This is a genomic window from Methylobacterium sp. 001424705 (genome assembly GCF_059816145.1).
In genome coordinates this window covers 11874-36869 of sequence record NZ_JCBANU010000036.1, presented here as the reverse complement: position 1 = coordinate 36869, position 24996 = coordinate 11874, and the positions used below count along the sequence as shown (strand labels likewise).

Below are 24996 nucleotides of genomic sequence, written 5' to 3'. Positions count from 1 at the left end.
GTCCACGGCCGGGCGGCCGCCCCCATCCCCGTCACCGTCTCCGAACCGGCCGCCCGGCCGTGGTCAGGCCCGGGCTTCGGCGAGTTCGTCGGCATCGTCGCGCTGATGATGGCCGTCACGGCGATCTCGATCGACAACCTGCTGCCTGCGTTTCCGGCGATCCAGGCCCGCTTCGGCGTGGTCGATCCCAACAGCCTGCAGCTCCTCATCTACGTTTACATGATCGGCTTCGGCACGGCGCAGATCGTCTACGGGCCGCTCTCGGACACCTACGGGCGGCGCTCGGTGCTGCTGGCGGGCCTGGCGATCTACGTCGTCGGCACCGGCCTCGCCATGGTGGCCCCGTCCTTCGGCTGGCTCCTGGCGGCGCGCGTCATCCAGGGCATCGGCGCCGCCAGCGGGCGCGTCCTCTCGACGGCGATCGTGCGCGACCGCTTCGCGGGGCGCGAGATGGCAAGCGTGATGTCGCTCATCATGATGGTGTTCCTGATCGTGCCGATGATCGCGCCGGCCATCGGCGGCGCGATGCTGCTGTTCGGCTCGTGGGTCTACGTCTTCGTCTCGATGCTGGCGCTCGCCGGCATCCTGGTGATCTGGTTCGCCTGGCGGATGCCCGAGACGCTGCATCCGGAATACCGGCGGCCCTTCTCCCTCGCGGCGGTGGCCCAGGCGGTGGCCATCACCTTCCGCAACCGCGTGGCGGTGGGGTACGCCACGGCGCTCGGCCTGCTCACCGGCTGCATCATGGGCTATGTCGGCTCGGCCCAGCAGGTCTTCGACACGGGGCTCTACCATCTCGGGGGCCTGTTCCCCCTGGCCTTCGGCCTCGTCGCCGGCGCCATGGGAGCCGCCACCCTGGTGAATGCCCGCCTCGTCCGGCGCCTCGGCATGCGCCCGCTGTCCCATGCGGGTCTGAGCCTGTTCGTCGTCGTGGCGGTGGGGCAGGTGGTGGCGGGGCTCGCCTATCACGGTCACCCGCCCCTGGGGCTGTTTCTCGCGATCCTGGCCGCCAACCAGTTCCTGATCAGCTTCGCCATGCCGAACTTCAACGCCCTGGCGCTGCAGCCCCTGGGCGAGATCGCCGGCACGGCCTCGTCCTTCCTCGGCTTCTACACCACGATCCTGGGCGCCTTCTGCGGCTTCCTGATCGGGCACGCCTTCGACGGCTCGGTGCTGCCCATCGGCATCGGCTACGCCCTCCTCGGGGGCCTAGCCCTCGCGGTGGTGGCCTGGACGGAGCGGGGCCGCCTCTTCCGCGGCGGCGTCTCCGGTTGAGGACACCGCAGCCTTAACGCCGTCTTCAGGCGGTCGCGACAAAGCTCGGTCTCCCAGGATCCCTGACGGAGCCCCAGACGTGACCGGCCGTGCCCAAGACGGACTGCTCTTCCTCGCCCGGCTGCTGCTCGCCGCCGCGCTGCTGCCCACGGGGGTCGCCCGGGCCCTGAACGTCTCCGGCTTCGCCGTCACCCTCGCGGCCACAGGCCTGCCGTCCCCGAACGCCGTCGCCACCGCGGCCGTGATCGTCCAGGTGTTCGGCCCCGTCGCGCTGATCCTCGGCGTGCTGCCACGCCTCAGCGGCCTGGCGCTCGCCGTCTTCGTCGGCGTGATGGCCGTGCTCCTGCACCCGTTCTGGCAGTTCTCCGGGCCGAGCGCGGTGGCCGAGCGCACCCTGATGCTGGCCGATTTCGGCCTCGCCGGCGGCTTCCTCATCTACGCGATGACCGGCCCCGGCCGCTGGAGCTGGCAGGGCTGGCGCCAGGGCGCGCGCGCGTCGGCGGGTGCGGGCAAGGCATCGGCCAAGGCACCGGCCACTTCCTCGGCCGCCGCGCGGGGCGGATCGAAGCCCAAGCGCGCCCCCGGGCGGAATCCGGCCCGGGCCGCCGCCTGAGGTCCCGGACGCCCCCGCGTTCGACGGCATCGCGTCCTACGGCATCGCGTTGCGCGGGGCGGCGGCGGCGAGCCGGTGCCCCGAGACCTCGGCGCCGGCCTCCGGGTTGAGCCGCCGGAAGGAGAAGAAGGACATCACCGAGATCAGCGCCACCGCCAGGAAGGCCGGGGCGAAATCCTGCGCCACGATCTCGGTGCGGCCGTGGAACGCCGCGGCGCCCTCCAGGGCCAGCGCCCCGAAGGACACCCCGAGGCTGAGCGAGAGCTGCTGGGCCACGCTCGCGAGGCTCGTGGCCGCGCTCATCTCCCGGGTCTCCAACTCGGCATACGCGATGGCGTTGACGCAGGTGAATTGCAGGGACCGCACGCAGCCGCCGATCAGCAGGACGCAGATGATGATCGCGTGCGGGGTCTCGGCGGTGAACAGGCCGTTCACCGCGAGGAAGGCCGAGGCGACCAGCGCGTTGACGAGCATCACCCGCCGGAAGCCGTAGGCGCGCAGGATGCGGGGGCCGACGAGCTTGATCAGGAGCGCGCCCGCCGCCGCCGCGAAGGTGATGAGGCCCGAGCGCAGGGGATCGAGGCCGAAGCCGATCTGGAGCATCAGCGGCAGCAGGAAGGGGATCGCCCCGGTGCCGATCCGGAACAGGCTGCCGCCCGTCACCGCCGCGCGGAAGGTCGGATAGCGCAGCAGGTCGAGGCGGATCACCGGGTTGGCCAGGCCGCGCGAATGCCGGAAATACAGCCCCAAGAGGATCGCTCCGGCGGCGAGGCAGCCCCAGGAGACGCCCTCCGGGAGGAGGGGGCGGCCGGTGGAGGCGAGGCCGAGCATCAGCGTGGCGAGCCCAAGCCCGGAGAGGAGGAAGCCGAGGACGTCGAGGGGTGGGCGCTCGGATTCTCGGATGTTCTCGAAGTAGAGCGTCGACAGCACGATGCCGGCGATCCCGATCGGGATGTTGATGAAGAAGATCCAGCGCCAGTCGAAATAGGTCGTGATGAAGCCGCCCAGCGGCGGACCGAAGATCGGCCCGATCAGGGCGGGAATGGTCAGGTAGGCCAGCGCGCTGACGAGTTCGCTCTTGGGCACGCTGCGCAGGATCACGAGGCGTCCCACCGGCACCATCATGGCGCCGCCGAGCCCCTGGAAGAACCGTGCGGCGACGAAGCCTGCCAGGGAGTTCGAGGCCGCGCAGGCCAGCGAACCGGCCATGAACACCCCGAGGGCGACCCGGAACACCGTGCGGGCCCCGAACCGGTCCGCCATCCAGCCGCTGATCGGAATGAAGATCGCCAGGCTGACGAGGTAGGCGGTGAGGGCGAGCTTGAGGGCGATCGGGTCCTCGTTCAGGCTCTGGGCGATGGCCGGGAGCGCGGTGGCGATCACGGTGGAATCGGTGTTCTCCATGAACAGCGCGGTGGCGACGACGAGGGGGACGATCTGGGACGTGCGCATCGGCGAGACATCGGTCCGGTCGGGCGTTTCGGATGCCTCATACCGACCAAAAGCGATGCCGCGGCAAGCGCGTATGCAATGACGAATGGCTCGGGATGAAAGGGACATGCCGCACGTGCAGGGCCCGGGCCTTCCGACGGCGTGGCCCTGCGGCCACATCGGCCCAGCATCGGACCGGCGACGGCCTTGCTCACCTTTCCACAATGTTGCTGGAGCCGCTAAGCTCGACGGCATGATCGGGTGCCGCTCGACTCCGCTTCGGAGCCGTGCCGGGCGCTCCCCACCGTGTCCCCAAGAAAGTCACCGATGCTTCCGAGGTTCGAACATCGACGCAGGCTGGCGGGCTTCGTCTCCTGCCTCGCCCTGGCGGCTGCCGTCGCCGGCTGCGGGACCGTGGTGCTCACGGAATCCGGCGCCCTGACCCGGTACGACCGCCTCGCCGGCAGCGACGAGACGGCCAGCTCTTCGCGGATCTTCGTCGATCCGGCGGCCCTCGCGGCCACCCGGACCGTGCGGATCGTCCCCACCGCCTTCTCGGAGGTCGTGGCCCCGGGCCTGACGCCGGCCGAGCGCAAGCTCGTGGCCAACGCGGCCGACCGGGCGCTCTGCTACGAACTCTCCCTGCGCTACGACGTGGTCTCGGGCCGGAAGGCGGACCTCACGGTGCGCTCGGCCGTGACCCGGATCGATCTCACCAACGTGCCGGCGGCCGGCGCCACGGTGGCGACCTCGGCGGGCATCACCATCGCGTCCCAGCTCGGCGCCGGCTTCGCGACGGCCGTCGGCCGCGTCCCGATCCCCCGCATCCCGATCGGTCTCGGCAGCCTGACCGTCGAGGCCGAGGCTCTCGACAGCCGCAACGTGCAGCGCGCCGCCATGGTCTGGGGCGGGGCCAGCAACGCCTTCACCAACCAGGCCCGGTTCTCCCCGGCCAGCGACGCCTACGACCTCGCCGGCGAGTTCGGCCAGGATTTCGGCTTCTACCTCGCCACCGGCCAGGACCCGTTCAAGGCGCCGCTCACGCTGCCGACCTACGACCGCGTCCGCATCACGACCCTCGGCGAAGCGCCGCTCGACCCCGATTGCGAGGCGTTCGGCCGTGCCCCCGGCCTCGACGGCATCCTCGGCGATTACGTCGGCGCGCCGCCGGAATGGACCGACAGGGGGCCGGCCGAGGGCCTGCCAGGCGCGTCCCGAGGCGTGCGCTAGGCGCAACCCCCACCGGAGAACGGCGTCCCGGGCGCATTTTCCTGTCGGACGCGCGCACCGGCGGCTTTGCGCCGGTTCCCCGTGCATGATACTGGCCCGTGCCAACCCAGTGACGTCGGAACGCCCGCGAGCGCCCGACGCAGCACCCGTTCCGGAGTTGGTTCATGGCCCGCATCACCGCTGATTCCATCATCGAGGGCCTGACCTTCGACGACGTCCTGCTGCGCCCCGCGGCCTCCTCGGTGATGCCCAGCGACGTCAAGATCGCGAGCCGGCTCACCCGCTCGATCCACCTGAACCTGCCGATCCTGGCTTCGGCCATGGACACCGTCACCGAGGCCCCGATGGCCATCGCCATGGCGCAGAACGGCGGCATGGGCGTCATCCACCGCAACCTCGAGCCGGCCGAGCAGGCCGAGCAGGTCCGCCTCGTCAAGAAGTACGAGTCGGGCATGGTTCTGAACCCCATCACCATCCACCCGGACGAGACCCTGGCGGATGCGTTCTCGCTGATGAAGCAGAACCGCATCTCCGGCATCCCGGTGGTGGAGCGCGGCCCCAACGGCTCCCGCGGCAAGCTCGTCGGCATCCTCACCAACCGCGACGTCCGGTTCGCCACCAACTCGTCCGAGACCGTCGCCGACCTGATGACCCGCGATCGGCTCATCACCGTGCGCGAGGGCGTGAGCCAGGACGAGGCCAAGCGCCTGCTGCACCAGTTCCGCATCGAGAAGCTGCTCGTCGTCGACGACCACTATCGCTGCATCGGCCTCATCACGGTCAAGGACATCGAGAAGCAGGTCGCCTATCCGGGCGCGGTCAAGGACGAGCAGGGCCGCCTGCGGGTCGCGGCCGCCACCACCACGGGCGACAGCGGCTTCGAGCGGGCCGAGCGCCTCATCGATGCCGGCTGCGACGTCATCGTGGTCGACACGGCCCACGGCCACTCGATCAAGGTGCTCGACGCCGTGCGCCGCGTGAAGCAGCTCTCCAACACCGTGCAGATCGTCGCCGGCAACGTCGCGACCCGCGACGGCGCCCAGGCGCTGATCGATGCCGGCGCGGACGCGATCAAGGTCGGCATCGGCCCGGGCTCCATCTGCACCACCCGCATCGTCGCCGGCGTCGGCGTGCCGCAGCTCACCGCCCTGATGGAGGCCGTCGAGGCGGCGCAGAGCGCCGACGTGCCGGTCATCGCCGACGGCGGCATCAAGTACTCGGGCGACCTCGCCAAGGCGATCGCGGCCGGCGCCTCCGTGGCCATGCTCGGCTCGCTCCTCGCCGGCACCGACGAGGCCCCCGGAGAGGTGTTCCTGCACCAGGGCCGCTCCTACAAGAGCTACCGGGGCATGGGCTCGGTGGGCGCCATGGCCCGCGGCTCCGCCGACCGCTACTTCCAGGCCGAGGTCAGCGACACCCACAAGCTCGTGCCCGAGGGCATCGAGGGGCAGGTGCCCTACAAGGGCCCGGTGGCGGCGGTGCTCCACCAGCTCGCCGGCGGCCTGCGGGCCGCCATGGGCTATGTCGGCGCCCCGACGATCCCCGAGTTCCAGGAGAAGGCGCAGTTCATCCGCATCACCAATGCGGGCCTGCGCGAGAGCCACGTCCACGACGTGACCATCACCCGCGAGAGCCCGAACTACCCCGGCCGCGCCTGACCCGCGCCGCGCGCGCCCGTGCCGGACGTCCGGCACGGGTCGCCGCCCGATAGGAATCGCCGTGACCGTCCAAGCCATCCTGGCGCCCGTCTTCGCCCAGGTCCTCCTCACCTTCGCGCTGCTGTTCTGGACCGGGCGGATGCGCCTCTCGGCGGTGCGCGGCGGCGCCGTGAAGGACCGCGCGTTGACACTGGGCCAGCGCGACTGGCCGGCCCCGGCCCAGCAGGCCGCCAACACCTTCTCGAACCAGTTCGAGATCCCGGTGCTGTTCTACGTCCTCGTCGGGTTCGCCCTGGCCACCCGCAAGGCCGACCTCCTGTTCGTGATCCTGTCCTGGGTCTTCGTGGCCACGCGCGTCGTCCATGCCGGCGTCTATCTCACCACGAACCACATCCCGCACCGCTTCCGCGCCTATGCCGTCGGCACGCTGGTGCTGCTGGTGATGTGGATCCTCTTCGCGTTCCGGATCTTCCTGGCGCCGATCAGCGTCTGACCCGGGACGATGACGCGGCCTGACGGATGGGTGGCCGCATCGGGCCGCGATCCGCGAACGACGAAAGGGATCAGACCATGCGCGTGCTCGTTGTCGGCGCCGGGGCCACCGGCGGATACTTTGGCGCACGCCTCGCCGAGGCCGGCCGCGACGTCACCTTCCTGGTCCGTCCGGCCCGCGCGGCGAAGCTCGCCGCGGCCGGGCTGAGGCTCGAGAGTCCCGCCGGCAACCTGCACATTCCAGCGCCGCAGACCGTCACTGCCGCCGACCTCGCCGCCGGCAAGGGCGGCGCCTTCGACCTCGTGCTGTTCTCGTGCAAGGCCTACGATCTCGACAGCGCCATCGCCGACGTCGCGCCGGCCGTCGGACCCGACACCGCGATCCTGCCACTGCTCAACGGGATGCGCCACCTCGACGCGTTCGACGTGGTATACGGTGCGGACCGCGTGCTCGGCGGCGCCTGCGCCATCGTGGCGACTCTCGGCCCCGCGGGCGAGATCCGCCAGATGAACCCGCTCCATACCTTGACCTACGGGGAGCGCGCCGGCGGCCGCTCCGCCCGCGTCGAGGCCATCGAGGCCCTGATGCAGGGCGTGAACTTCCAGCCCCGCCTCAGCGAGCATATGCTGCTGGAAATGTGGGAGAAATGGAGCTTCCTGGCGACCCTGGCCGGGGCCACCTGCCTGATGCGCGCCACCATCGGCGACATCATGGCCGCTCCGGGCGGGCTCGCCTTCATCACGGTGCTGATGGAGGAGTGCCGCGCCATCGCCGAAGCCGCCGGCTACGCACCGCGGTCGACCGTGATGGACAACACGCGCAGGACGCTCACCGCCGAGGGCTCGGCCTTCACCGCCTCGATGCTGCGCGACATCGAGGGCGGCGCCCGGATCGAGGCCGACCACATCATCGGCGACTTGATCGCGCGGGCCCCCGATGCGGCCGGGCATCCGATGCTCGACCGCGTCTACACGCACCTGAAGGCCTACGAGAACCGCCGCGCCCGCGAGTCGGCGGCCGCGAACCCTCAGTAGCGCGCGCCGGGCGGCGGGGGTGGGGGCGCGCCGTATTCGAGCTGGGTCTTGGCATCGAGCCGGCGCGGGGGCGGCGCCGACAGGTCGGGGGCGTCCGGCGCCGTGGAACAGGCGGCGACTGCCAGCATGACGAGGCCGGCGAGGCTGAGATGGATGACGGGAGACATGGGGTTCTCTAAAGCTCCAGGCGTCCGCTCTGCGCGGCACCGTGGCGCAAGCTGAGCCGTAAACGCGCCGGAAGCTCGACTGTATTGTGTCCGGCCGCCGCCCGAAGCGTGGCCGTATCGCGGCGCCCGCCGAAAGCGACTGCCCGGAACCCGAGGATCATGCCCTGACGCCCCCCGCCCGCCTCTCCGCCGCCATCGAGGTCCTCGCCGATATCGCCGCGCGCCGCCGCCCCGCCGCCGACGCCCTGAAGGATTGGGGCCTCGCCCATCGCTTCGCCGGATCGGGCGACCGGGCCGCCATCGCCAGCCTCGTCTACGACGCCCTGCGCCGGCGCGCCTCCGCCGCCTGGATCATGGCCGACGAGAGCCCACGCAGCCTCGTCATCGGAATGCTACGGCTCCAATACGGTCTCGCTGCCCCGACCATTGCGGAGATGTTCAGCGGCGAACGCTTCGCCCCGGAGCCGCTGACCGCAGACGAACGGACGCGCTTGACGGACGGCACCCTGGTCGACGCCCCGCTCCATGTCGCCGGCGATGTTCCCGAATGGGTGCTCCCCTCCCTCGAGGCGACCTTCGGATCCGCTATCCTCGACGAACTACGGGCCCTCGGCCGACGCGCGCCCCTCGACATCCGTGTCAACACCCTCAAGCGCAGCCGCCCGGAGGCCCAGGCGGGCCTCGCCCACCTCGCATCGGAACCAACCCCGCACGCGCCCAATGGCCTGCGCATCCCCATCGGCGACGACGGACGCGGCCCCGCCCTCCATGTCGAGCCAGAATTCATCGACGGCTGGTACGAGATTCAGGACGAGGGGTCGCAGCTCGCAAGCCTTCTCAGCGGCGCACGGCCCGGCGAAACCGTCATCGATCTCTGCGCCGGCGGCGGGGGAAAGACCCTGAGCCTGGCCGCGATGATGGAGAACTCCGGCCGTTTGATCGCCAGTGACGACGATCCGCGCCGGCTCGCCCCGATGCACGAGCGCCTACGGCGCGCCGGCGCCGTCGCGGAGATCCGCACGCCCCGTGCCGGCAAGGCCCGCACCGACGTCCTCGCAGACCTCGACGGCCGCGCGGACCGCGTCCTCGTCGATGCCCCCTGCACCGGCTCCGGCACGTGGCGGCGTAATCCCGATGCCAAGTGGCGGATGCGCCCGAATGCCCTGAGCACACGCGTCGCCGACCAGGCCACGGTACTCGACCGGGCCGCAAGGCTGGTGCGCACCGGCGGTCGCATCACCTACATCACCTGCTCGCTGCTCCCCGAGGAGAACGACGCGGCCGTCGCCGACCTCCTCACGCGTCGGTCGGACGACTTTGCGGTGGTCTCAGCCTCCGAGATTCTCGCCGAGCACGCCCCCTATCTCGGCTCTGTCGTCCGCTTGACCCGGCACGGCCTTCAGATGAGTCCCGCCCGGACCGGCACCGATGGCTTCTACGTCGCCACCTTGGAGCGGCGGGCCTGAAACGAGGAATGGCCCCACATGGGGGCCATTCCAGACATCTGCACAGGAGGAGCGGCGCCGTTCTCGAATCAGCGGCGCAGTTTTAGAAGCAGCGACGCTTCCGCACCACGACCATCCGGCCCATCGGCCCACGGCGCTTGGTAACGACGGTCTTGCAACGGGGGCCGCGGATCACCGTGCGCTCGACGACGCGGACCTGCTGGATCCCGCTGGTGGGTGCGATGCCGGCCGGAACGGGCAAGGCGGAGGCCGAGGTGGCTCCGAAGCCGGCGAGGGCGAGGGTGGCGATCCCGAAGATGGTGGCTCTCATGGCTGAGGCTCCTGTTCGTTGCTGGGGGCGCACGGTGTCGACGCCCGGCGGTGAACACCGGGTTAACGGTCCTTTGGCGCCGCATCCCCAGCCCGATGCCCGCCGCGGGGCGGCTCTGCGGGGTGATCCGTTGCACCGGACCGAGGCCTCGTCTAACTCCGGTTCCATGACTACAGAGCACGATAAGATCCTCATCGTCGATTTCGGCAGCCAGGTGACGCAGCTCATCGCGCGCCGCGTTCGCGAGGAGGGCGTCTACTGTGAGATCGTCCCCTTCACCAAGGCGGCCGAAGCCTTCGCCGAAACCAAGCCCAAGGGCGTGATCCTCTCGGGCGGTCCCGAATCGGTGACGACCGACGCCTCGCCCCGGACCCCGCAGATCGTGTTCGATTCCGGCGTGCCGGTCTTCGGCATCTGCTACGGTCAGCAGACCATGGCGGCCCAGCTCGGCGGCGAGGTCGAGGGCGGGCACCACGCGGAGTTCGGTCGGGCGGAGATCGAGATCCTGTCGGATTGCCCCCTGTTCAAGGGCGTCTGGCACGTGGGCGAGCACTACCCCGTCTGGATGAGCCACGGCGACCGCGTCACGAAGCTGCCGGACGGTTTCACGACCGTCGCCATGTCGAAGAACGCCCCCTTCGCGGCGGTCGCGGACGAAGCGCGCAGGTACTACGCGGTGCAGTTCCATCCGGAGGTGGCGCACACGCCGCATGGCGCCCTCCTGATCCGCAACTTCGTGCGCGACATCGCCGGCTGTTCCGGCGACTGGACCATGGGCGCCTACCGCGAGGAGGCGATCGAGAAGATCCGAGCGCAGGTCGGCAAGGAGCGGGTGATCTGCGGCCTGTCCGGCGGCGTCGACTCAGCGGTGGCGGCGGTGCTGATCCACGAGGCGATCGGCGAGCAGCTCACCTGCGTCTTCGTCGACCACGGTCTCCTGCGCATGGGCGAGGCCGAGGAGGTCGTGCGCCTGTTCCGCGACCACTACAACATCCCCCTCGTCCATGTGGAGGCGCAGGACCTGTTCCTCGGCGAGCTAACCGGCGTCAGCGACCCGGAGCAGAAGCGCAAGACCATCGGGCGCCTGTTCATCGACGTCTTCGAGGCCGAGTCGAGGAAGATCGGCGGCGCCGCCTTCCTGGCCCAGGGCACCCTCTACCCGGACGTGATCGAGAGCGTCTCGTTCACCGGTGGTCCCTCGGTCACGATCAAGTCCCACCACAATGTCGGCGGCCTGCCCGAGCGCATGAACATGCAGCTCGTCGAGCCCCTGCGCGAGCTGTTCAAGGACGAGGTCCGTGTGCTCGGCAAGGAGCTCGGGCTGCCGGAGGCCTTCGTCGGACGCCACCCCTTCCCGGGTCCGGGCCTTGCCATCCGCTGCCCCGGTACGATCACCCCCGAGAAGCTCGAAGCTCTGCGCAAGGCCGATGCGATCTACCTGGAGGAGATCCGCAACGCGGGCCTCTACGACACGATCTGGCAGGCCTTCGCGGTGATCCTTCCCGTGAAGACCGTCGGGGTGATGGGCGATGGACGCACCTACGACCACGTCTGCGCCCTGCGCGCCGTGACCTCGGTCGACGGCATGACCGCCGATTTCTATCCGTTCGACATGACGTTCCTCGGTCGGGTGGCGACGCGGATCATCAACGAGGTCAAGGGGATCAACCGCGTGACCTACGATATCACCTCGAAGCCGCCCGGAACGATCGAGTGGGAATGAAGGGCAGGCGAGGACCGATGAGAAAAATTTCTCTGCGCCCCATAGTGCCGCTGGCAGAATAAATCGCCACGGGGAACAATACCTCTTGCTGCGTTTAAATTGGCATGTAGTATACCAGAGGTCCCTCCCAGGGATTCATGTGACGCAACTTTAACCCCGCAGGCCTTAAGGTCCGCGGGGTTTTCTCGTCCGAACTTTCAGCTCCCACACGGGCCGAACGACGGGCGGCAGCCCAATATTGGGAAGCCGCGCGATCTGTCGGAGCGACCCGTTTCTCGGGGCCGGAAAGCCACACCGATTACGCGAGAGACGACGCGACCAAATCGTGAATGGGCCACGCTTGTATCTCAGGTGACGGCCTTCTACAGACCGACGCACCATCCGGCCGGATCGGATGAGTGCACAAATGCGAAGACACGCGAGATCGATTCGATGATTGAGCCTCAGGGTTCGTTCGCTCCACTCGTCGGGTTGAAGCATCGCACTCAGGTTTCCATTCTCTTAGTCGCCTCAAGTCTTTGCGTTGCTGGCTTCTTGTGGCTGCCCAGTACGCTCGCGGGTGCTGCAACGACGCCGACGCCGGCAGCCGTCACGGTCACACCACCGAGCAACGGCGATTTCGTCCTCAGCCCAGACCAGCTGGCCGCCATCGACACTGAGACGGTGGAGCAGCGCCTCTTCTACGAGGAGATCACCACCGAGGGTAAGATCGGCGTCGACGAGTATCAGGCTACCCCGGTGTTCTCCCCCTATCCGGGTCGGGTCATCGCCATCTTCGCGCGCACCGGCGAGCAGGTGCAGAAGGGTGAGCGCCTCTTCTCGATCCAGGCCAACGAGATGGTCCAGGCCCAGAACGACTATCTTGCGGCCTTGAACGTCCTGGCCAAGGCACGGTCACAGCTCGGCTACGCCCAGGCCGCCGAGAAGCGCCTGCACGATCTCTATGATTCGCGGGTCACCACGCTGCGCGAGCTCCAATCCGCGCAGAACGATCTGAACACGGCCACCAACGATGCCCGGACGGCCGAGGTCGGTCTGGAGGCCGTGCGCAACCGGCTGCGCATCCTGGGCCTGCGCGACGACGAGGTCGCCAATCTACAGAAGGGCTCGATCAACCCCGAAACAGCGATCAACGCGCCCCTCAAGGGAACGATTATCCAGCGCAAGATCGGACCGGGTCAGTATGTCGGCACCGGGGGCAGCGACCCCTCGTACATCATCGGCGACCTGTCCAAGGTCTGGCTCATCGCGCAGCTGCGTGAGCCGGACGCGGCGAAGGTCGATCTCGGCGATCGGCTCAAGTTCCGCGTACTCGCCTATCCCGACAAGGTCTTCGAGGGGCGGATCAACTTCATCGGATCGTCCGTCGACCCGACGACCCGTCGCATCACGGTTCGGGCCGATATCGACAACACACAGAATCTGCTGAAGCCCGAGATGTACGCCACCGTGCGCATCATCAACGAGCGCGAAACCCTGTCGCAATCGGTCCCCCGTGCAGCGGTCGTGCTGGAGGGCAGCAAGGCGAGCGTCTGGGTGTTGAAGGCCGACAACACGGTCGAGAGCCGCCGGGTCAAACCCGGCATCATCGACGGAAGCAAGATCGAGATCCTCGAAGGTCTGGCGACCGGCGAGCGTGTGATCTCGCGCGGCTCCCTATTCATCGACCGGATGGTGACCCGGGGCTGATCCGTCGGCTCCCGTCAGCAGGAACCCAACGCATGACCGGCCTCGTCCATCTCGCGCTGCGCCAGCGTGCCCTGGTGGTTCTCGCGTTCGTTCTGCTGCTGGCCTGCGGGCTGGTCGCCTTCCGAACCCTGAACATCGAGGCCTATCCGGACCCGACCCCGCCGATGATCGACGTGATCACGCAAGCGAATGGTCTGTCGGGCGAGGAGATCGAGCGCTACGTCACCGTGCCGATCGAGGTGATTACCTCCGGCTTGCCGAACCTGAAGCAGGTCCGCTCGGTCTCCCTCTACGGGCTGTCGGATGTGAAGCTGCAGTTCGGCTTCGAGTTCAGCTACCGCGAGGCCGAGCAGCAGGTGCTGAACCGGCTGGCCCAGCTCGACGCCCTTCCCAACGGCGCCAAGCCGACCATCTCGCCGGTGAGCCCCATCGGTGAGATCTTTCGCTACAAACTGACGGCGCCGGCGGGCTACAGCGTCCTCGACCTGAAATCCCTGCAGGACTGGGTGCTGCGTCGGCGCTTCCGCGCCGTGCCGGGCGTCATCGACGTGATCGGCTGGGGCGGCAAGACCAAGACCTTCGACATCGCCGTCGACCTGGACCGGCTCACCGCCTACGGGTTGACCCTGTCGGGCGTCGTGAAGATCGTGAACGACAGCAACCTGAACGTCGGCGGCAACCGGATCAATCTCGGCACCCAGTCGGCTGTGGTGCGCGGTGTCGGCTTGATTCGCTCCACCGACGACATCGGCGAGACAGTGCTGACGCAGTCGGGCGGCGCACCGGTGCTGGTCAAGGACGTCGCCACCGTCACGATCGGGCACCAGCCACGCCTCGGCATCGCCGGCATGAACGACGACGATGACATCGTCCAGGGCATCGTGCTGATGCGGCGGGGCGAGGAGAGCACGCCGACCATCGCTGCCGTACAGGCGGAGGTGGGGCGCATCGAGGCCATGGGCCTTCTGCCGCCGGGCGTCCGGATCGAGCGGATCTACGACCGGGCCGACCTCATCGCGGTCACCACGCACACCGTGCTGCACAACATGCTGGTCGGCATCGTGCTGATCCTCATCGTGCAGTGGCTCTTTCTCGGCAATCTGCGCAGCGCCCTCATCGTGGTGGCGACCATCCCCTTCGCGCTGTTCTTCGCCGTCATCATTCTGGTGGTGCGCGGCGAGTCGGCGAACCTGCTCTCCGTCGGCGCCCTGGATTTCGGACTGATCGTCGATGGAACGGTGATCATGGTGGAGGCGATCTTCCGGCGGCTCTCCGGTCACGGGACACCGACAGGGGAGGTGGTCCGGCCGGGCCTCGCAGGCAAGCTCCTGCGGATCCGCCAAGCCTCCGGGGACGTCAGTCGCTCGATCGTCTTCGCGGCGATCATCATCGTCACGGGCTTCCTGCCGCTCTTCACCCTGACGGGGGTGGAAGGCCACATCTTCGGGCCGATGGCGCAGACCTACGCCTACGCGCTGCTCGGCGGGCTCATCGCCACCTTCACGGTGACGCCCGTCCTCTCCGCCTACCTCCTTCCAGCCCATGTCGAAGAGGTCGAGACGATCCTCGTGCGGACCCTGGACCGGCTCTACCGGCCCGCCATCCGCGCCGCCCTGGGCAATCGCATCCTAACCCTCGGCCTCGCGCTGCTACTCACCGCCGGAGTCGGCGTGGCGGGGCGCCAGCTCGGCCTGGAATTCCTGCCCAAGCTCGAGGAGGGCAATCTCTGGCTGCGTGCCACCATGCCGGCGACGATCTCGCTGGAGGAGGGAAACCTCTACGTCAACCGGATCCGCCGCATCATCGCAGCGGTGCCGGAGGTCGAGAGCGTCGTCTCGCAGCACGGCCGCCCGGATGACGGCACCGATGCCGCCGGCTTCTTCAACGGCGAGTTCTTCGCGCCGCTCAAGCCGGCCGAGAAGTGGCGGCCGAGCATGACCAAGGACCGGATGGTCGGCGATCTCCTCGACCGGCTGCGCACCGATTTCCCCGGCGTGGAGTTCAACGTCTCGCAGTACCTGCAGGACAACGTCGCCGAGGCGGTTTCCGGCATCAAGGGCGAGAACTCGTTCAAGGTGTTCGGATCCGACCTTGAAACCTTGACGGCGGTTGCCAACCGCGTCGAGGCCGTGCTCCGCAAGGTGCCCGGCGTAACCGATCTCGGCGTGTTCACGTCGCTCGGTCAGCCCACGGTGCAGATCGACGTCGACCGGGTCCGTGCCGCACGCTACGGCCTCACCCCCGGCGACATCAATGCCACGGTCCGCACCGCCATCGGCGGCGACAGCGCCGGCGACCTCTACGACAGCGGCTCGGATCGTCACTATCCGATCGTCATCCGCCTCGCCGAGCAGTTCCGCCAGAGCGTGGCCTCCATCCGCAACCTGCGCATCTCCGGGCAGGGGCCGAACGGCACGCTGATGCAGGTGCCCCTGAGCGAGGTCGCCCAGGTCGCCCTCGTCTCAGGGCCGGCCTACATCTACCGGGAGGGCCAGGAGCGCTACCTTCCGGTGAAGTTCAGCGTCCGCGACCGCGACCTCGGCAGCGCGATCCTGGAGGCACGTGAGCGCGTGAACGCCGAGGTGGCCCTGCCGCGGGGCTACCGCCTCAAACTCGTGGGCGAATTCAACAACATGCAGGGTGCCCTGGCGCGCCTGTCGGTGACGGTCCCGATCGCCATCGGCCTCATCGCGATCCTGCTGTTCATGAACTTCGGCTCCGCGATCGACATGCTGCTGGCGCTCAGCGTCATCCCGATGGCAGCGGCCGGCGGCGTGCTCGCCCTGGTGATCACCGACACACCGTTCAGCGTCTCGGCGGCGATCGGATTCATCGCGCTTCTCGGCATCGCCGTGATGGACGGCATCATTGTGCTGTCGCACTTCAACGGTCTGATCATCGAGGGAGAGGAGCGGGTGCGGGCGATGCTGCGGACCTGTCACACGCAGCTCCGGCCGGTGGTGATGACCTGCGTGGTCGCCGGCGTCGGCCTCCTGCCGGCCGCCTTCTCGAATGGTGTCGGATCGCAGGTTCAGAAGCCCCTGGCGCTGGTCGTCGTCGGCGGCATGAGCCTGGCGCCGCTCCTCATCCTGCTGATCCTGCCGGTACTCATCCTCACGCTGTCGCGGAGAAAGCCCGGATTGGCCGAGGACGAGGAGGCACCATCGACACCGGCTTCACAGCCGGTTTCGGTCACCGCTTGATCCAAAAAAACTACGCGCAGTTGCACGAATGTCGACTGGGCTCACGCAAGTGATCAGAGGGGAACATTCAAGAGACCGGCCGGAAGGACTCTGCTCGTCTCGACATTCACGCGACAACGCAGCCGGCACGTAACTTCGGCGCAACGGCAAAAGTCGCTCCGATGGCGGAGAGCGTTTCGCCCCCGCGACAACGGATCTCGCAGCGCTACGACCCGATGTGACGCGGGTCGGTCAGAAGACTGGAGCAGGGGACGCTCAGTTGTTGATGGTCAGCGTAGCCTTCGTTACCGGCATCTCCGGCGGGGTCGCATCCGCGATCTGGCCCGTCGTCGGATGCGGGGCCTGAGCATTCATTAAGTCCGCACCGATCTGCACCGACAGCAGGAGCAGGAGAGCCACCATCAGAGCATTCGCAACCCGCTGGAAGGGACGAACGGACAGCCGCACAGACGCTTCCAGCCGATCGGCATCCGTCGATGCGGAGACCATCCGGTCCGAGATCGGGAGGAGCCACGGCTCACTCGGAAGAGCCTGCAGCCCTCCCATTTCGTGAGCGCCCGGCAGGTTCTGGAACAGTCCGCTGGACATATCCGTACTCCTGGTTGGTGAGTGGCAGCCGAGTGTGGAAGGCTGATCGTTCATATTCAGTTAATCTGACTTCTTGTTCATTTCAAGTTCAGGGATGGAGAGCGCCTCGCTTCCAACGGTCGTCCTGTGTCCGATGGCAGCCTCAAGGGGCTGTCCGTACGACAGTTCCTCCTCCACGAACTGCCTGCAGGCTCGTGATGCGAGCCGCGGTCGACCTGTCCGCTGCGAGCCAGCATCGGATCAGCCAGAATGCCGGCCGCCCCATCGCCTCGACCATCAGCTTCGCAGTCCCGGCGCCTCCTGGCCCGTGCGTGCGACGTACTCGGTGTAGCCGCCGCCATACTGATGGATTCCGTCCGGCGTGAGTTCGAGGACGCGGTTCGACAGGGCGGCGAGGAAGTGGCGGTCGTGGCTCACGAACAGCATCGTCCCCTCGTAGTTCGCAAGTGCGGCGATCAGCATCTCCTTGGTGCCCATGTCGAGGTGGTTGGTGGGCTCGTCGAGGACGAGGAAGTTCGGCGGGTCGTAGAGCATTCGCGCCATCACGAGGCGGGCCTTCTCGCCACCTGAGAGCACGCGGCAGCGCTTCTCCACGTCGTCTCCCGAGAAGCCGAAGCAGCCGGCCAGCGCCCGGAGAGAGCCCTGGCCCGCCTGCGGGAAGGAATCCTCCAGGAACCCGAACACCGTGCGGTCGCCGTCGAGCACGTCCATGGCGTGTTGCGCGAAGTAGCCGAGCTTGACGCTGCCACCGACCGCGACGTTGCCGTCGTCGGGCTTGGCGGTTCCGGTCACGAGCTTGAGGAGCGTCGACTTGCCGGCCCCGTTGATGCCCATCACGCACCAGCGCTCGCGCCGCCGGATCGAGAAGTCGAGACCCTCGTAGATGGTGCGGCTGCCGTAGCGCTTGTGCACGTTCTTGAGCATCACGACGTCGTCGCCGGAGCGGGGGGCGGGCAGAAATTCGAAGGCGACGCTCTGCCGGCGCTTGGGCGGCTCCACCCGCTCGATCTTGTCGAGCTTCTTCACCCGGCTCTGCACCTGGGCAGCGTGGGAGGCCCGCGCCTTGAAACGCTCGATGAACTTGATCTCCTTGGCGAGCATCGCCTGCTGGCGCTCGAATTGGGCCTGTTGCTGCGTCTCGTTGAGCGTCCGCTGCTGCTCGTAGAAGGCGTAGTCGCCCGAGTAGGTGGTGAGCTGTCCGCCGTCGATCTCGACGATCTTCGTGACGATGCGATTCATGAACTCGCGGTCGTGCGAAGTCATCAACAGGGCGCCCTCATAGCCCTTGAGAAAGTCTTCGAGCCAGATCAGGCTCTCCAGGTCGAGATGGTTGCTCGGCTCGTCGAGGAGCATGACGTCGGGGTTCATCAGGAGGATGCGTGCGAGCGCCACGCGCATCTTCCAGCCGCCCGAGAGCTTGCCGACGTCGCCGTCCATCATCTCCTGGGAAAAGCTCAAGCCCGCCAGCACCTCGTAGGCACGCCCCTCCAGGGCATAGCCGTCGAGCTCCTCGAAGCGGGCCTGGACCTCGCCGTAGCGCTCGATCAGCGCCTCCATCTCGTCGGCCCGGTCGGGGTCGGCCAGGGCCTGCTCGACCTCCTTCAGCTCGGCGCCGATCTCGCTGACAGGGCCGGCGCCGTTCATCACCTCGGAGACGACGGTACGGCCGGACATCTCGCCGACGTCCTGGCTGAAATACCCGATGGTGATGCCGCGATCCGCGGCGACCTGGCCCTCGTCGGGCTGCTCCTCGCCGGTAATCATCCGGAACAGAGTGGTCTTGCCGGCACCGTTGGGGCCGACCAGACCGACCTTCTCGCCCCGCTGGAGGGCGGCGGAGGCCTCGATGAATACGATTTGGCGGCCGTTCTGCTTGCCGATTTTTTCGAGGCGGATCATGGGATGCGGATCACGGGCTCACGGGGGTTCGGGCGGGTGCTGCGGCCTTACGGCATGTGTGCCCCGAGGGGTAGTGCAGCCCGGCACCGGACCGGCGCGTCCTCCGCGTTCGGCGCCGATGGTCCTCGATGCGAAGACCCGCTAGGCTGGCGCTTTCACGGTCAAAACGGTCTCTCCGCGCCCCCGATGGTCCACACCGGCTACAATCCGGCGCTCGTCGCCCTGTCCGTCACGATCGCGATCTTCGCCTCCTACACCGCGCTGGATCTCGGTGGCCGCGGCCGGGGCTCGGCGGGCAGGCGCCGCTGGGCCTGGATCGCTGCCGCCGCCTGCGCGATGGGCGGCGGGATCTGGTCGATGCACTTCGTCGGCATGCTGGCCTTCGAGATGGGAATGCCGGTCGCCTACGACCTCGGCACCACGGCCCTGTCCCTCGCGCTGGCCATCGCCTGCACCGGTGCCGCCTTCGCGTGGATCAGCCGGCCGGGCGCGACGCGACGCGACCTGTTCGTCGCCGGCCCTGTCATGGGCCTGGGGGTGGCCGCGATGCACTACACCGGCATGGCAGCGATGCAGATGCCGGGCCATCTCACCTATGCCTGGCCGCTGGTGGCGCTGTCGGTCGTCATCGCGGTCACGGCAGCGACGGCGGCCCTCTGGCTCACCCTGCGCCAGAACAGCGTATGGCAGACGCTCATCGCCGCCACCGTGATGGGCCTCGCGGTTGCGGGCATGCACTACACCGGCATGGCCGCGGCGATCTTCTCGCCCGAAGGCGCCGGTGCGCATCCGACCGGTCTCGGCGCCGTACAGCAGAACCTGGCGCTGGCGGTGGCCGGTGCGACCTTCCTGATCCTATTCCTGGCGATGCTCGCTTCCTCCTTCGACCAGCAGCGGGTCCAGAGCGACCTCCAGGCTAGCGAGGGGCGCTTCCGCGCGGCCGTACAGGCCGTGCGTGGCGTGCTCTGGACCAACGATGCAGAGGGCCGGATGCTCGGCGAGCAGCCGGGCTGGAGCGCCATCACGGGGCAGAGCCGGGCCGAGTACGAAGGCTACGGCTGGGCCAAGGCCGTCCACCCCGACGATCAGCAGACCAGCATCGAAGCGTGGAACGAGACCGTGCGGGCGCGGCGGACCTTCGTTCACGAGCACCGGGTGCGCTCCGCCGATGGCGCCTGGCGCCACTACGCCATCCGCGCCGTGCCGGTCTTTCACGATGACGGGTCGATCCGGGAATGGGTGGGCGTCCACACCGACATCACCGAGCAGCGCCAAGCCGAAGCCGAACTGCGCGAGTCCAACGAGGAGATCCAGCGCTACGCCTACATCGTGAGCCACGACCTGCGCGCGCCCCTCGTGAATGTCATGGGGTTCACGAGCGAGTTGGAAACGACCCGCGAGGACGTGCGCGCCGCCCTGCAGGGGCATCCGCAGGCAGAGCGGATCGACGCGGATCTCGGCGAGGCTCTCGGCTTCATCAAGGCCGCGGTGACGCGCATGGAGCGCCTGATCGCCGCCATCCTGAAGCTGTCGCGGGAAGGGCGGCGCAGCTTCACGCCGGAACGCCTCGACATGACGAGCCTGCTGTGCCGCCTCGCCGACGCACAGCACCACCAGACCGAGCAGGTGGGCGCCCGCGTCGTCATCGCGCCGGACCTACCGCGTCTCGTCGCCGACCGGCTGGCGATCGAGCAGATCTTCGGCAATCTCATCGACAACGCGGTCAAGTATCTCGACCCGGCACGGCCGGGGCGGATCGAGATCAAGGCACAAGTGCTGGGGGGCGGCCGCGTCCGCTACAGCGTCGCAGACAATGGCCGGGGCATCGCCGAGCGGGACCATGCACGGGTGTTCGAACTGTTCCGACGCTCCGGAGCGCAGGATCGGCCGGGAGAGGGCATCGGGCTTGCCCACGTCAAGGCGTTGGTCCGGTCCCTCGGCGGCCGGATCGAGGTCGCGTCGGAACTGGGGGTGGGCACAACCTTCAGCGTGACGCTGCCGCGCGAGACCGCTACAGGTCAGGGACAGGACGGGCCGCCGATGCGGCTCGCCGCCGAATAGGTGCGGAGCGAAGCGTGAACGCCGTCGAAATCGTCATGATCGAGGACGATGAGGGCCATGCGCGCCTGATCGAGCGCAACATCCGCCGCGCCGGCGTGAACAACACCATCCTGCCCTTCCGGGACGGGACGTCGGCGCTCGAATATCTCCTCGGCGCCGACGGCACCGGCGAGGCGAGCGCCAAGCGCCACCTGCTGATCCTTCTCGACCTGAACCTGCCGGACATGACCGGCATCGACATCCTCGAGAAGGTGAAGGCGAACACCCACACCAAGCGCTCGCCCGTCGTCGTCCTCACCACGACGGACGACCAGCGCGAGATCCAGCGCTGCTACGACCTCGGCGCGAACGTCTACATCACCAAGCCCGTCAACTACGAGGGCTTCGCCAACGCCATCCGGCAGCTCGGGCTGTTCTTCTCCGTGATGCAGGTGCCGGAAAACCCATGACATCGGACCGCACATGACCGAGTCCGCGCCTCCAGGCCGCGGTCGCGTCCTCTACATCGACGACGACCCCGGCCTGGGGCGGCTCGTGCAGCGCGCCCTCGCGGCGCGGGGCTACGCCGTGGAGCTTGCCCTCGACGGCGATGCCGGACTGGCGCGTCTCGGGCAGGGCGACATCGACGTCGTCGCCCTCGATCATCACATGCCTGGGCAGACCGGCCTCGACATCCTGCCGGCCATCCGCGCCCTGCCGGAGGCGCCGCCGGTGGTCTACGTCACCGGCTCGGAGGACAGCCGCGTCGCGGTGGCGGCCCTGAAGGCGGGGGCCGTCGACTACGTCTGGAAGGACCTGCAGGGCCAGTTCCGCGAGCTCCTCGGCGAGGCCATCGATACCGCTCTGCGGCAGGAGGCTCTGCGGCGGGACAAGGAGCGGGCCGAGCAGGCGGTGCGGGAGGCGCGCGACCGGGCCGAGATCATGCTGCGGGAGGTGAACCACCGCGTCGCCAACTCGCTGGCGCTGGTGGCGGCCCTGACCCACATGCAGACCAACGCGGTGACGGACCCGGCGGCGAAGGCCGCGCTCCAGGAGATGCAGGCCCGGATCTCGGCGATCGCGGGCATCCACCGCCGGCTCTACACCTCCGACGACGTGGAGGCGGTGGACCTCGACGCCTACCTGGCGAGCCTCGTGGAGGAGCTCCAGGCAGCCATGAAGGCGGCCGGGCGCGACCACGCCATCCGCCTCGACGCGGCGCCGGTGCGGCTCGCCACCGACAAGGCCGTCTCGGTCGGCGTCGTGGTCACCGAGCTCGTGACCAACGCCTACAAATACGCCTATCCCCCTGAGGCGTCAGGGGAAATCCGGGTCTCCATCGCTCGGCAGGGCAGCGATGGCCTGACCCTGACCGTGGAGGATGACGGCATCGGCTGGACCGGCGAGGGCCAGCCGCGGGGCACCGGCCTCGGCTCCCGGATCATCCGGGCGATGGCGACGAACCTGCGCTCGGCCCTGGTCTATGGCGGCGGTCCGATCGGCACCCGGGCGACGCTCTCCTTCCAGCACTGAGGCGTCCCTAGACCAGCGCGCCCGCGTTCATGATTCCGTCCGGGTCGAGGCCGTGCTTGACCGCTGCGATCAGGCGCAGGCGGGCGGGATCCGAGTAGCGTTCCAGCAGGTCGCGCTTGAAGCGACCGATGCCATATTCCGCGCTGTATCCGCCGCCGTATTCCAGCGCGATCGTGTAGAGGTCGTGGGCAAAACCCGCCTCGATCTCGCGCGTGAACGCGACCCGGTCGCGGCCCGCCGGCACGACGAGGTTGTAGTGCAGGTTGCCGTCGCCGACATGGCCGTAGACCGAGAGCCGGACGTCCGGCAGGCGCTCGGCGAGCAGGGCGGCCCCGCGGGCGAGAAAATCGGTCAGGCGGGAGATCGGCACGGCGATATCGTGCTTGACCGATCCGCCGGCATGCTTCTCCCCCTCGGGAATCGTCTCGCGCACCGCCCAGAAGGCCCGGCGCTGGGTCTCGGACTGGGCCAGCACCGCGTCGACCACCCAGCCCCGTTCCATCAGGGCCTCCAGGCATCCCATCAGCACGTCGTCGAGGGGGATGCGCTCCGAGGAAGCGGTGAGCTCGAGGAGCACCGCCCCCCCGGGTCCGGCCTTCAAGCCGGTCTCGGCGCCGCGCATCTCCGTAACGAGGCCGAGGGAGGAGGCGGAGATCAGCTCGAAGGTCGAGGCGAGGTCGGAGGTTTCCCGGCGCACCAGGGCGGCCATCTCGGGGATCGGCGCCCCCGCGGCGAGTTCGAGCCAGGCGGTGGCTCGCTGGCCCTGGGCCGGCCAGAGCTTCAGGACCACGCCGGTGATGATGCCCAGCGTCCCCTCGGCACCGATGAAGAGCTGCTTCAGGTCGTAGCCGATGTTGTTCTTGCGCAGGGTCCGCATGTCGGAGAACAGCGTCCCGTCCGGCAGCACCACCTCCAGGCCGAGGACGAGGTCGCGGGCCATGCCGTAGCGCAGGACCTGGAGACCCCCCGCATTGGTGCCGAGGTTGCCGCCGAGGCGGCAGCTGCCTTCGGAGCCGAGGCTCAGCGGCAGGAACAGCCCGTCGGCCTCGGCGGCTTTCTGGGCGTCCGCCAGGATGGTGCCGGCGTCGCACGAAAGGGTGAAGTTCAGGGGGTCGACGGCGCGGATGCGGGTCATCCGCTCCAGGCTGACCACGAGCTGGCGCCGGCCCGGCTCCGGCGTCGCTCCGCCGACATAGCCGGTGTTGCCGCCCTGGGGCACGAGGCCGAAGCCCTGGGCCCGGGCGAGCCCGACGAGCGCCTGGACCTCCTCCACGCTGCGCGGGCGCAGCACGGCGGGGGTCTCGCCCTGCATCAGGTCGCGCTGGTCGCGGGTGTAGCGCCCGGTCAGGGCGGGGTCGGTGAGGACCCCGCCGGAGCCCAGCAGGGCCTCGAAGGGGGCGAGGGCGTCGCGGTCCGGCAGGGATTCCGGCATGGGGGAGACTTTTCCTGGCTGAGGTCGCGCGGGTTCGATCGTCGGGGACGGACCATGTCGTGCGGCCGCCCCGAAAGGAAGCACCCGGCTTTCAACGGGGGCGGAGGTGTCAGCCCCATGACGAACCGGGCAACTCAGCCGTTCCGGAAGGTATAGCTGTAGCCGTTGAGCGCCGGGGCGCCGCCCAGATGGGCGTAGAGCACCTTCGAACCCTTGGGGAAGAAGCCCTTCTGCACGAGGTCGATCATGCCCTGCATCGACTTCCCCTCGTAGACGGGGTCGGTGATCATGCCTTCCAGGCGCGCCGAGAGGCGGATGGCCGCGACCGTCTCCTTCGAGGGCACGCCGTAGACCGGGTAGGCGTAGTCCGCGTTGAGCACGATGTCGTCGGCGGTGATGGCCGGGGCGCCGATGAGCTCGACGGTGTTGCGGGCGATCTCCAGCACCTGCGCCTTGGTCTGGGCCGGGGTGCAGGAGGCGTCGATTCCGATGACGTTGCGGGCGCGCCCGTCGGCGGCGAAGCCCACCACCATGCCGGCATGGGTCGAGCCGGTGACGGTGCAGACCACGACGAAGTCGAAGCGGAGACCCATCGCGGCCTCCTGGGCCCGGACCTCCTCGGCGAAGCCGACGAAGCCGAGGCCGCCGAACTTGTGCACCGAGGCGCCGGCCGGGATCGCGTAGGGCTTGCCGCCCTTCGCCTTCACGTCTTCGAGGGCCTTCGTCCAGCTCTCGCGGATGCCGATGTCGAAGCCGTCCTCCACGAGTTGGGTCTCCGCGCCCATGATGCGCGACAGCATGATGTTGCCCACCCGGTCGTAGACGGCGTCCTCGTGGGGCACCCAGGCCTCCTGGATCAGCCGGCACTTCATGCCGATCTTGGCCGCCACCGCCGCCACCATGCGGGTGTGGTTGGACTGGACGCCGCCGATGGTCACCAGGGTGTCGGCCCCGCTCGCGATGGCGTCGGGCACGATGTATTCGAGCTTGCGCAGCTTGTTGCCGCCAAAGGCCAGGCCGGAATTGCAGTCCTCGCGCTTGGCGTAGATCAGCACGTCGCCGCCGAGATGGGCGGTCAGGCGGGGCAGGTGCTCGATCGGGGTCGGGCCGAAGGTGAGGGGATAGCGCTCGAATTTCGACAGCATGGGCGGGGTCCTTCGTGGTCAGCCCGGAAACGCTAGCAAAGAGGCCGCGAAAGGTGCTCTCGAAATC

20 protein-coding genes are annotated in these 24996 nt (G+C 68.7%); 13 read left to right on the top strand and 7 right to left on the bottom strand.

Translation table 11 applies throughout. The features are described 5' to 3' along the window. Positions 1-24: 24 nt before the first annotated feature. Positions 25-1275, top strand: a complete 1251-nt coding sequence (locus AC6EUL_RS21070; protein ID WP_499872492.1) for a multidrug effflux MFS transporter — start codon at positions 25-27, stop codon at positions 1273-1275. Between the two features lie 79 nt (positions 1276-1354). Beyond that, the gene (locus AC6EUL_RS21065; RefSeq protein ID WP_056491470.1) at positions 1355-1888 is read left to right on the top strand and encodes a DoxX family protein; all 534 of its coding nucleotides are present in this window, start codon (positions 1355-1357) and stop codon (positions 1886-1888) included. 36 nt (positions 1889-1924) lie between these two features. On the opposite strand, the gene AC6EUL_RS21060 is transcribed toward AC6EUL_RS21065, so the two are convergent. After that, positions 1925-3340 carry an MFS transporter gene (locus AC6EUL_RS21060; RefSeq protein ID WP_056212784.1) on the bottom strand — a complete coding sequence of 472 codons (1416 nt, stop codon included), beginning with the start codon at positions 3338-3340 and terminating at the stop codon, positions 1925-1927. A 306-nt stretch (positions 3341-3646) separates the two neighbouring features. Between AC6EUL_RS21060 and AC6EUL_RS21055 the strand changes: the two genes are divergently transcribed. From AC6EUL_RS21055 to panE, 4 genes are all read left to right on the top strand, one after another. Continuing rightward, positions 3647-4549: a DUF3313 domain-containing protein gene (locus AC6EUL_RS21055; RefSeq protein ID WP_056491474.1), complete on the top strand. Its 903-nt coding sequence runs from the start codon at positions 3647-3649 to the stop codon at positions 4547-4549. 164 nt (positions 4550-4713) lie between these two features. Continuing rightward, on the top strand, positions 4714-6207 hold the full coding sequence (gene guaB / locus AC6EUL_RS21050; protein WP_056272260.1) for an IMP dehydrogenase: 1494 nt from the start codon (positions 4714-4716) through the stop codon (positions 6205-6207). Positions 6208-6268: 61 nt separating this feature from the next. Then, entirely contained in the window at positions 6269-6700 is a 432-nt protein-coding gene (locus AC6EUL_RS21045; protein WP_499872486.1) for an MAPEG family protein, read from the top strand. 77 nt (positions 6701-6777) lie between these two features. Then, the gene (gene panE, locus AC6EUL_RS21040; RefSeq protein ID WP_499872484.1) at positions 6778-7734 is read left to right on the top strand and encodes a 2-dehydropantoate 2-reductase; all 957 of its coding nucleotides are present in this window, start codon (positions 6778-6780) and stop codon (positions 7732-7734) included. Here the strand turns inward: panE and AC6EUL_RS21035 are convergent. Then, positions 7728-7901: a hypothetical protein gene (locus tag AC6EUL_RS21035; RefSeq protein WP_499872482.1), complete on the bottom strand. Its 174-nt coding sequence runs from the start codon at positions 7899-7901 to the stop codon at positions 7728-7730. The two genes, panE and AC6EUL_RS21035, sit on opposite strands and share 7 nt — an antisense overlap. A gap of 164 nt (positions 7902-8065) precedes the next feature. Between AC6EUL_RS21035 and AC6EUL_RS21030 the strand changes: the two genes are divergently transcribed. Next, the gene (locus AC6EUL_RS21030; protein ID WP_499872490.1) at positions 8066-9367 is read left to right on the top strand and encodes an RsmB/NOP family class I SAM-dependent RNA methyltransferase; all 1302 of its coding nucleotides are present in this window, start codon (positions 8066-8068) and stop codon (positions 9365-9367) included. An 82-nt stretch (positions 9368-9449) separates the two neighbouring features. On the opposite strand, the gene AC6EUL_RS21025 is transcribed toward AC6EUL_RS21030, so the two are convergent. Then, on the bottom strand, positions 9450-9677 hold the full coding sequence (locus tag AC6EUL_RS21025; RefSeq protein ID WP_056212771.1) for a hypothetical protein: 228 nt from the start codon (positions 9675-9677) through the stop codon (positions 9450-9452). Between the two features lie 166 nt (positions 9678-9843). Between AC6EUL_RS21025 and guaA the strand changes: the two genes are divergently transcribed. The 3 genes from guaA to AC6EUL_RS21010 all read left to right on the top strand — a co-directional run bounded on the left by guaA (position 9844) and on the right by AC6EUL_RS21010 (position 16292). Beyond that, positions 9844-11400, top strand: coding sequence for a glutamine-hydrolyzing GMP synthase (gene guaA, locus AC6EUL_RS21020; RefSeq protein ID WP_499872480.1), 1557 nt, complete (start codon positions 9844-9846; stop codon positions 11398-11400). Positions 11401-11751: 351 nt separating this feature from the next. Next, a complete protein-coding gene (locus AC6EUL_RS21015) occupies positions 11752-13089 on the top strand; it encodes an efflux RND transporter periplasmic adaptor subunit (protein WP_499872478.1) in 1338 nt (445 codons plus the stop codon). 32 nt (positions 13090-13121) lie between these two features. After that, complete coding sequence (locus AC6EUL_RS21010) at positions 13122-16292, top strand: efflux RND transporter permease subunit (RefSeq protein ID WP_499872476.1); 3171 nt, start codon at positions 13122-13124, stop codon at positions 16290-16292. 255 nt (positions 16293-16547) lie between these two features. Here AC6EUL_RS21010 and AC6EUL_RS21005 read toward each other — a convergent pair whose 3' ends face one another. Beyond that, complete coding sequence (locus AC6EUL_RS21005; RefSeq protein WP_499872474.1) at positions 16548-16880, bottom strand: hypothetical protein; 333 nt, start codon at positions 16878-16880, stop codon at positions 16548-16550. A gap of 276 nt (positions 16881-17156) precedes the next feature. Continuing rightward, entirely contained in the window at positions 17157-18779 is a 1623-nt protein-coding gene (locus AC6EUL_RS21000) for an ABC-F family ATP-binding cassette domain-containing protein (protein WP_499872472.1), read from the bottom strand. A gap of 3 nt (positions 18780-18782) precedes the next feature. Between AC6EUL_RS21000 and AC6EUL_RS20995 the strand changes: the two genes are divergently transcribed. Genes AC6EUL_RS20995 through AC6EUL_RS20985 form a run of 3 tightly spaced genes read left to right on the top strand, consistent with a single transcriptional unit; the run spans position 18783 to position 22352 of the window. Beyond that, the gene (locus AC6EUL_RS20995; RefSeq protein ID WP_499872470.1) at positions 18783-20840 is read left to right on the top strand and encodes an MHYT domain-containing protein; all 2058 of its coding nucleotides are present in this window, start codon (positions 18783-18785) and stop codon (positions 20838-20840) included. A 35-nt stretch (positions 20841-20875) separates the two neighbouring features. Beyond that, complete coding sequence (locus tag AC6EUL_RS20990; protein ID WP_056212883.1) at positions 20876-21289, top strand: response regulator; 414 nt, start codon at positions 20876-20878, stop codon at positions 21287-21289. Positions 21290-21302: 13 nt separating this feature from the next. Beyond that, positions 21303-22352 (top strand): sensor histidine kinase, encoded by a 1050-nt coding sequence (locus AC6EUL_RS20985; RefSeq protein WP_056380909.1) that lies wholly within the window; start codon positions 21303-21305, stop codon positions 22350-22352. Between the two features lie 7 nt (positions 22353-22359). On the opposite strand, the gene AC6EUL_RS20980 is transcribed toward AC6EUL_RS20985, so the two are convergent. Both AC6EUL_RS20980 and AC6EUL_RS20975 read right to left on the bottom strand, forming a co-directional pair. Next, entirely contained in the window at positions 22360-23784 is a 1425-nt protein-coding gene (locus AC6EUL_RS20980; protein ID WP_499872465.1) for an FAD-binding oxidoreductase, read from the bottom strand. Between the two features lie 134 nt (positions 23785-23918). Further along, entirely contained in the window at positions 23919-24929 is a 1011-nt protein-coding gene (locus tag AC6EUL_RS20975; RefSeq protein WP_499872464.1) for a 1-aminocyclopropane-1-carboxylate deaminase, read from the bottom strand. Between the last annotated feature and the right edge of the window lie 67 nt (positions 24930-24996).

Bases quoted from the DNA above. Each gene is read 5' to 3' on its own strand.
- AC6EUL_RS21060 (WP_056212784.1), bottom strand. From the start codon at position 3,340: ATGCGCACGTCCCAGATCGTCCCCCTCGTCGTCGCCACCGCGCTGTTC.
- AC6EUL_RS21055 (WP_056491474.1), top strand. From the start codon at position 3,647: ATGCTTCCGAGGTTCGAACATCGACGCAGGCTGGCGGGCTTCGTCTCC.
- guaB (WP_056272260.1), top strand. From the start codon at position 4,714: ATGGCCCGCATCACCGCTGATTCCATCATCGAGGGCCTGACCTTCGAC.
- panE (WP_499872484.1), top strand. From the start codon at position 6,778: ATGCGCGTGCTCGTTGTCGGCGCCGGGGCCACCGGCGGATACTTTGGC.
- AC6EUL_RS21035 (WP_499872482.1), bottom strand. From the start codon at position 7,901: ATGTCTCCCGTCATCCATCTCAGCCTCGCCGGCCTCGTCATGCTGGCA.
- AC6EUL_RS21025 (WP_056212771.1), bottom strand. From the start codon at position 9,677: ATGAGAGCCACCATCTTCGGGATCGCCACCCTCGCCCTCGCCGGCTTC.
- guaA (WP_499872480.1), top strand. From the start codon at position 9,844: ATGACTACAGAGCACGATAAGATCCTCATCGTCGATTTCGGCAGCCAG.
- AC6EUL_RS21010 (WP_499872476.1), top strand. From the start codon at position 13,122: ATGACCGGCCTCGTCCATCTCGCGCTGCGCCAGCGTGCCCTGGTGGTT.
- AC6EUL_RS21005 (WP_499872474.1), bottom strand. From the start codon at position 16,880: ATGTCCAGCGGACTGTTCCAGAACCTGCCGGGCGCTCACGAAATGGGA.
- AC6EUL_RS21000 (WP_499872472.1), bottom strand. From the start codon at position 18,779: ATGATCCGCCTCGAAAAAATCGGCAAGCAGAACGGCCGCCAAATCGTA.
- AC6EUL_RS20995 (WP_499872470.1), top strand. From the start codon at position 18,783: ATGCGGATCACGGGCTCACGGGGGTTCGGGCGGGTGCTGCGGCCTTAC.
- AC6EUL_RS20990 (WP_056212883.1), top strand. From the start codon at position 20,876: ATGATCGAGGACGATGAGGGCCATGCGCGCCTGATCGAGCGCAACATC.
- AC6EUL_RS20985 (WP_056380909.1), top strand. From the start codon at position 21,303: ATGACCGAGTCCGCGCCTCCAGGCCGCGGTCGCGTCCTCTACATCGAC.
- AC6EUL_RS20980 (WP_499872465.1), bottom strand. From the start codon at position 23,784: ATGCCGGAATCCCTGCCGGACCGCGACGCCCTCGCCCCCTTCGAGGCC.
- AC6EUL_RS20975 (WP_499872464.1), bottom strand. From the start codon at position 24,929: ATGCTGTCGAAATTCGAGCGCTATCCCCTCACCTTCGGCCCGACCCCG.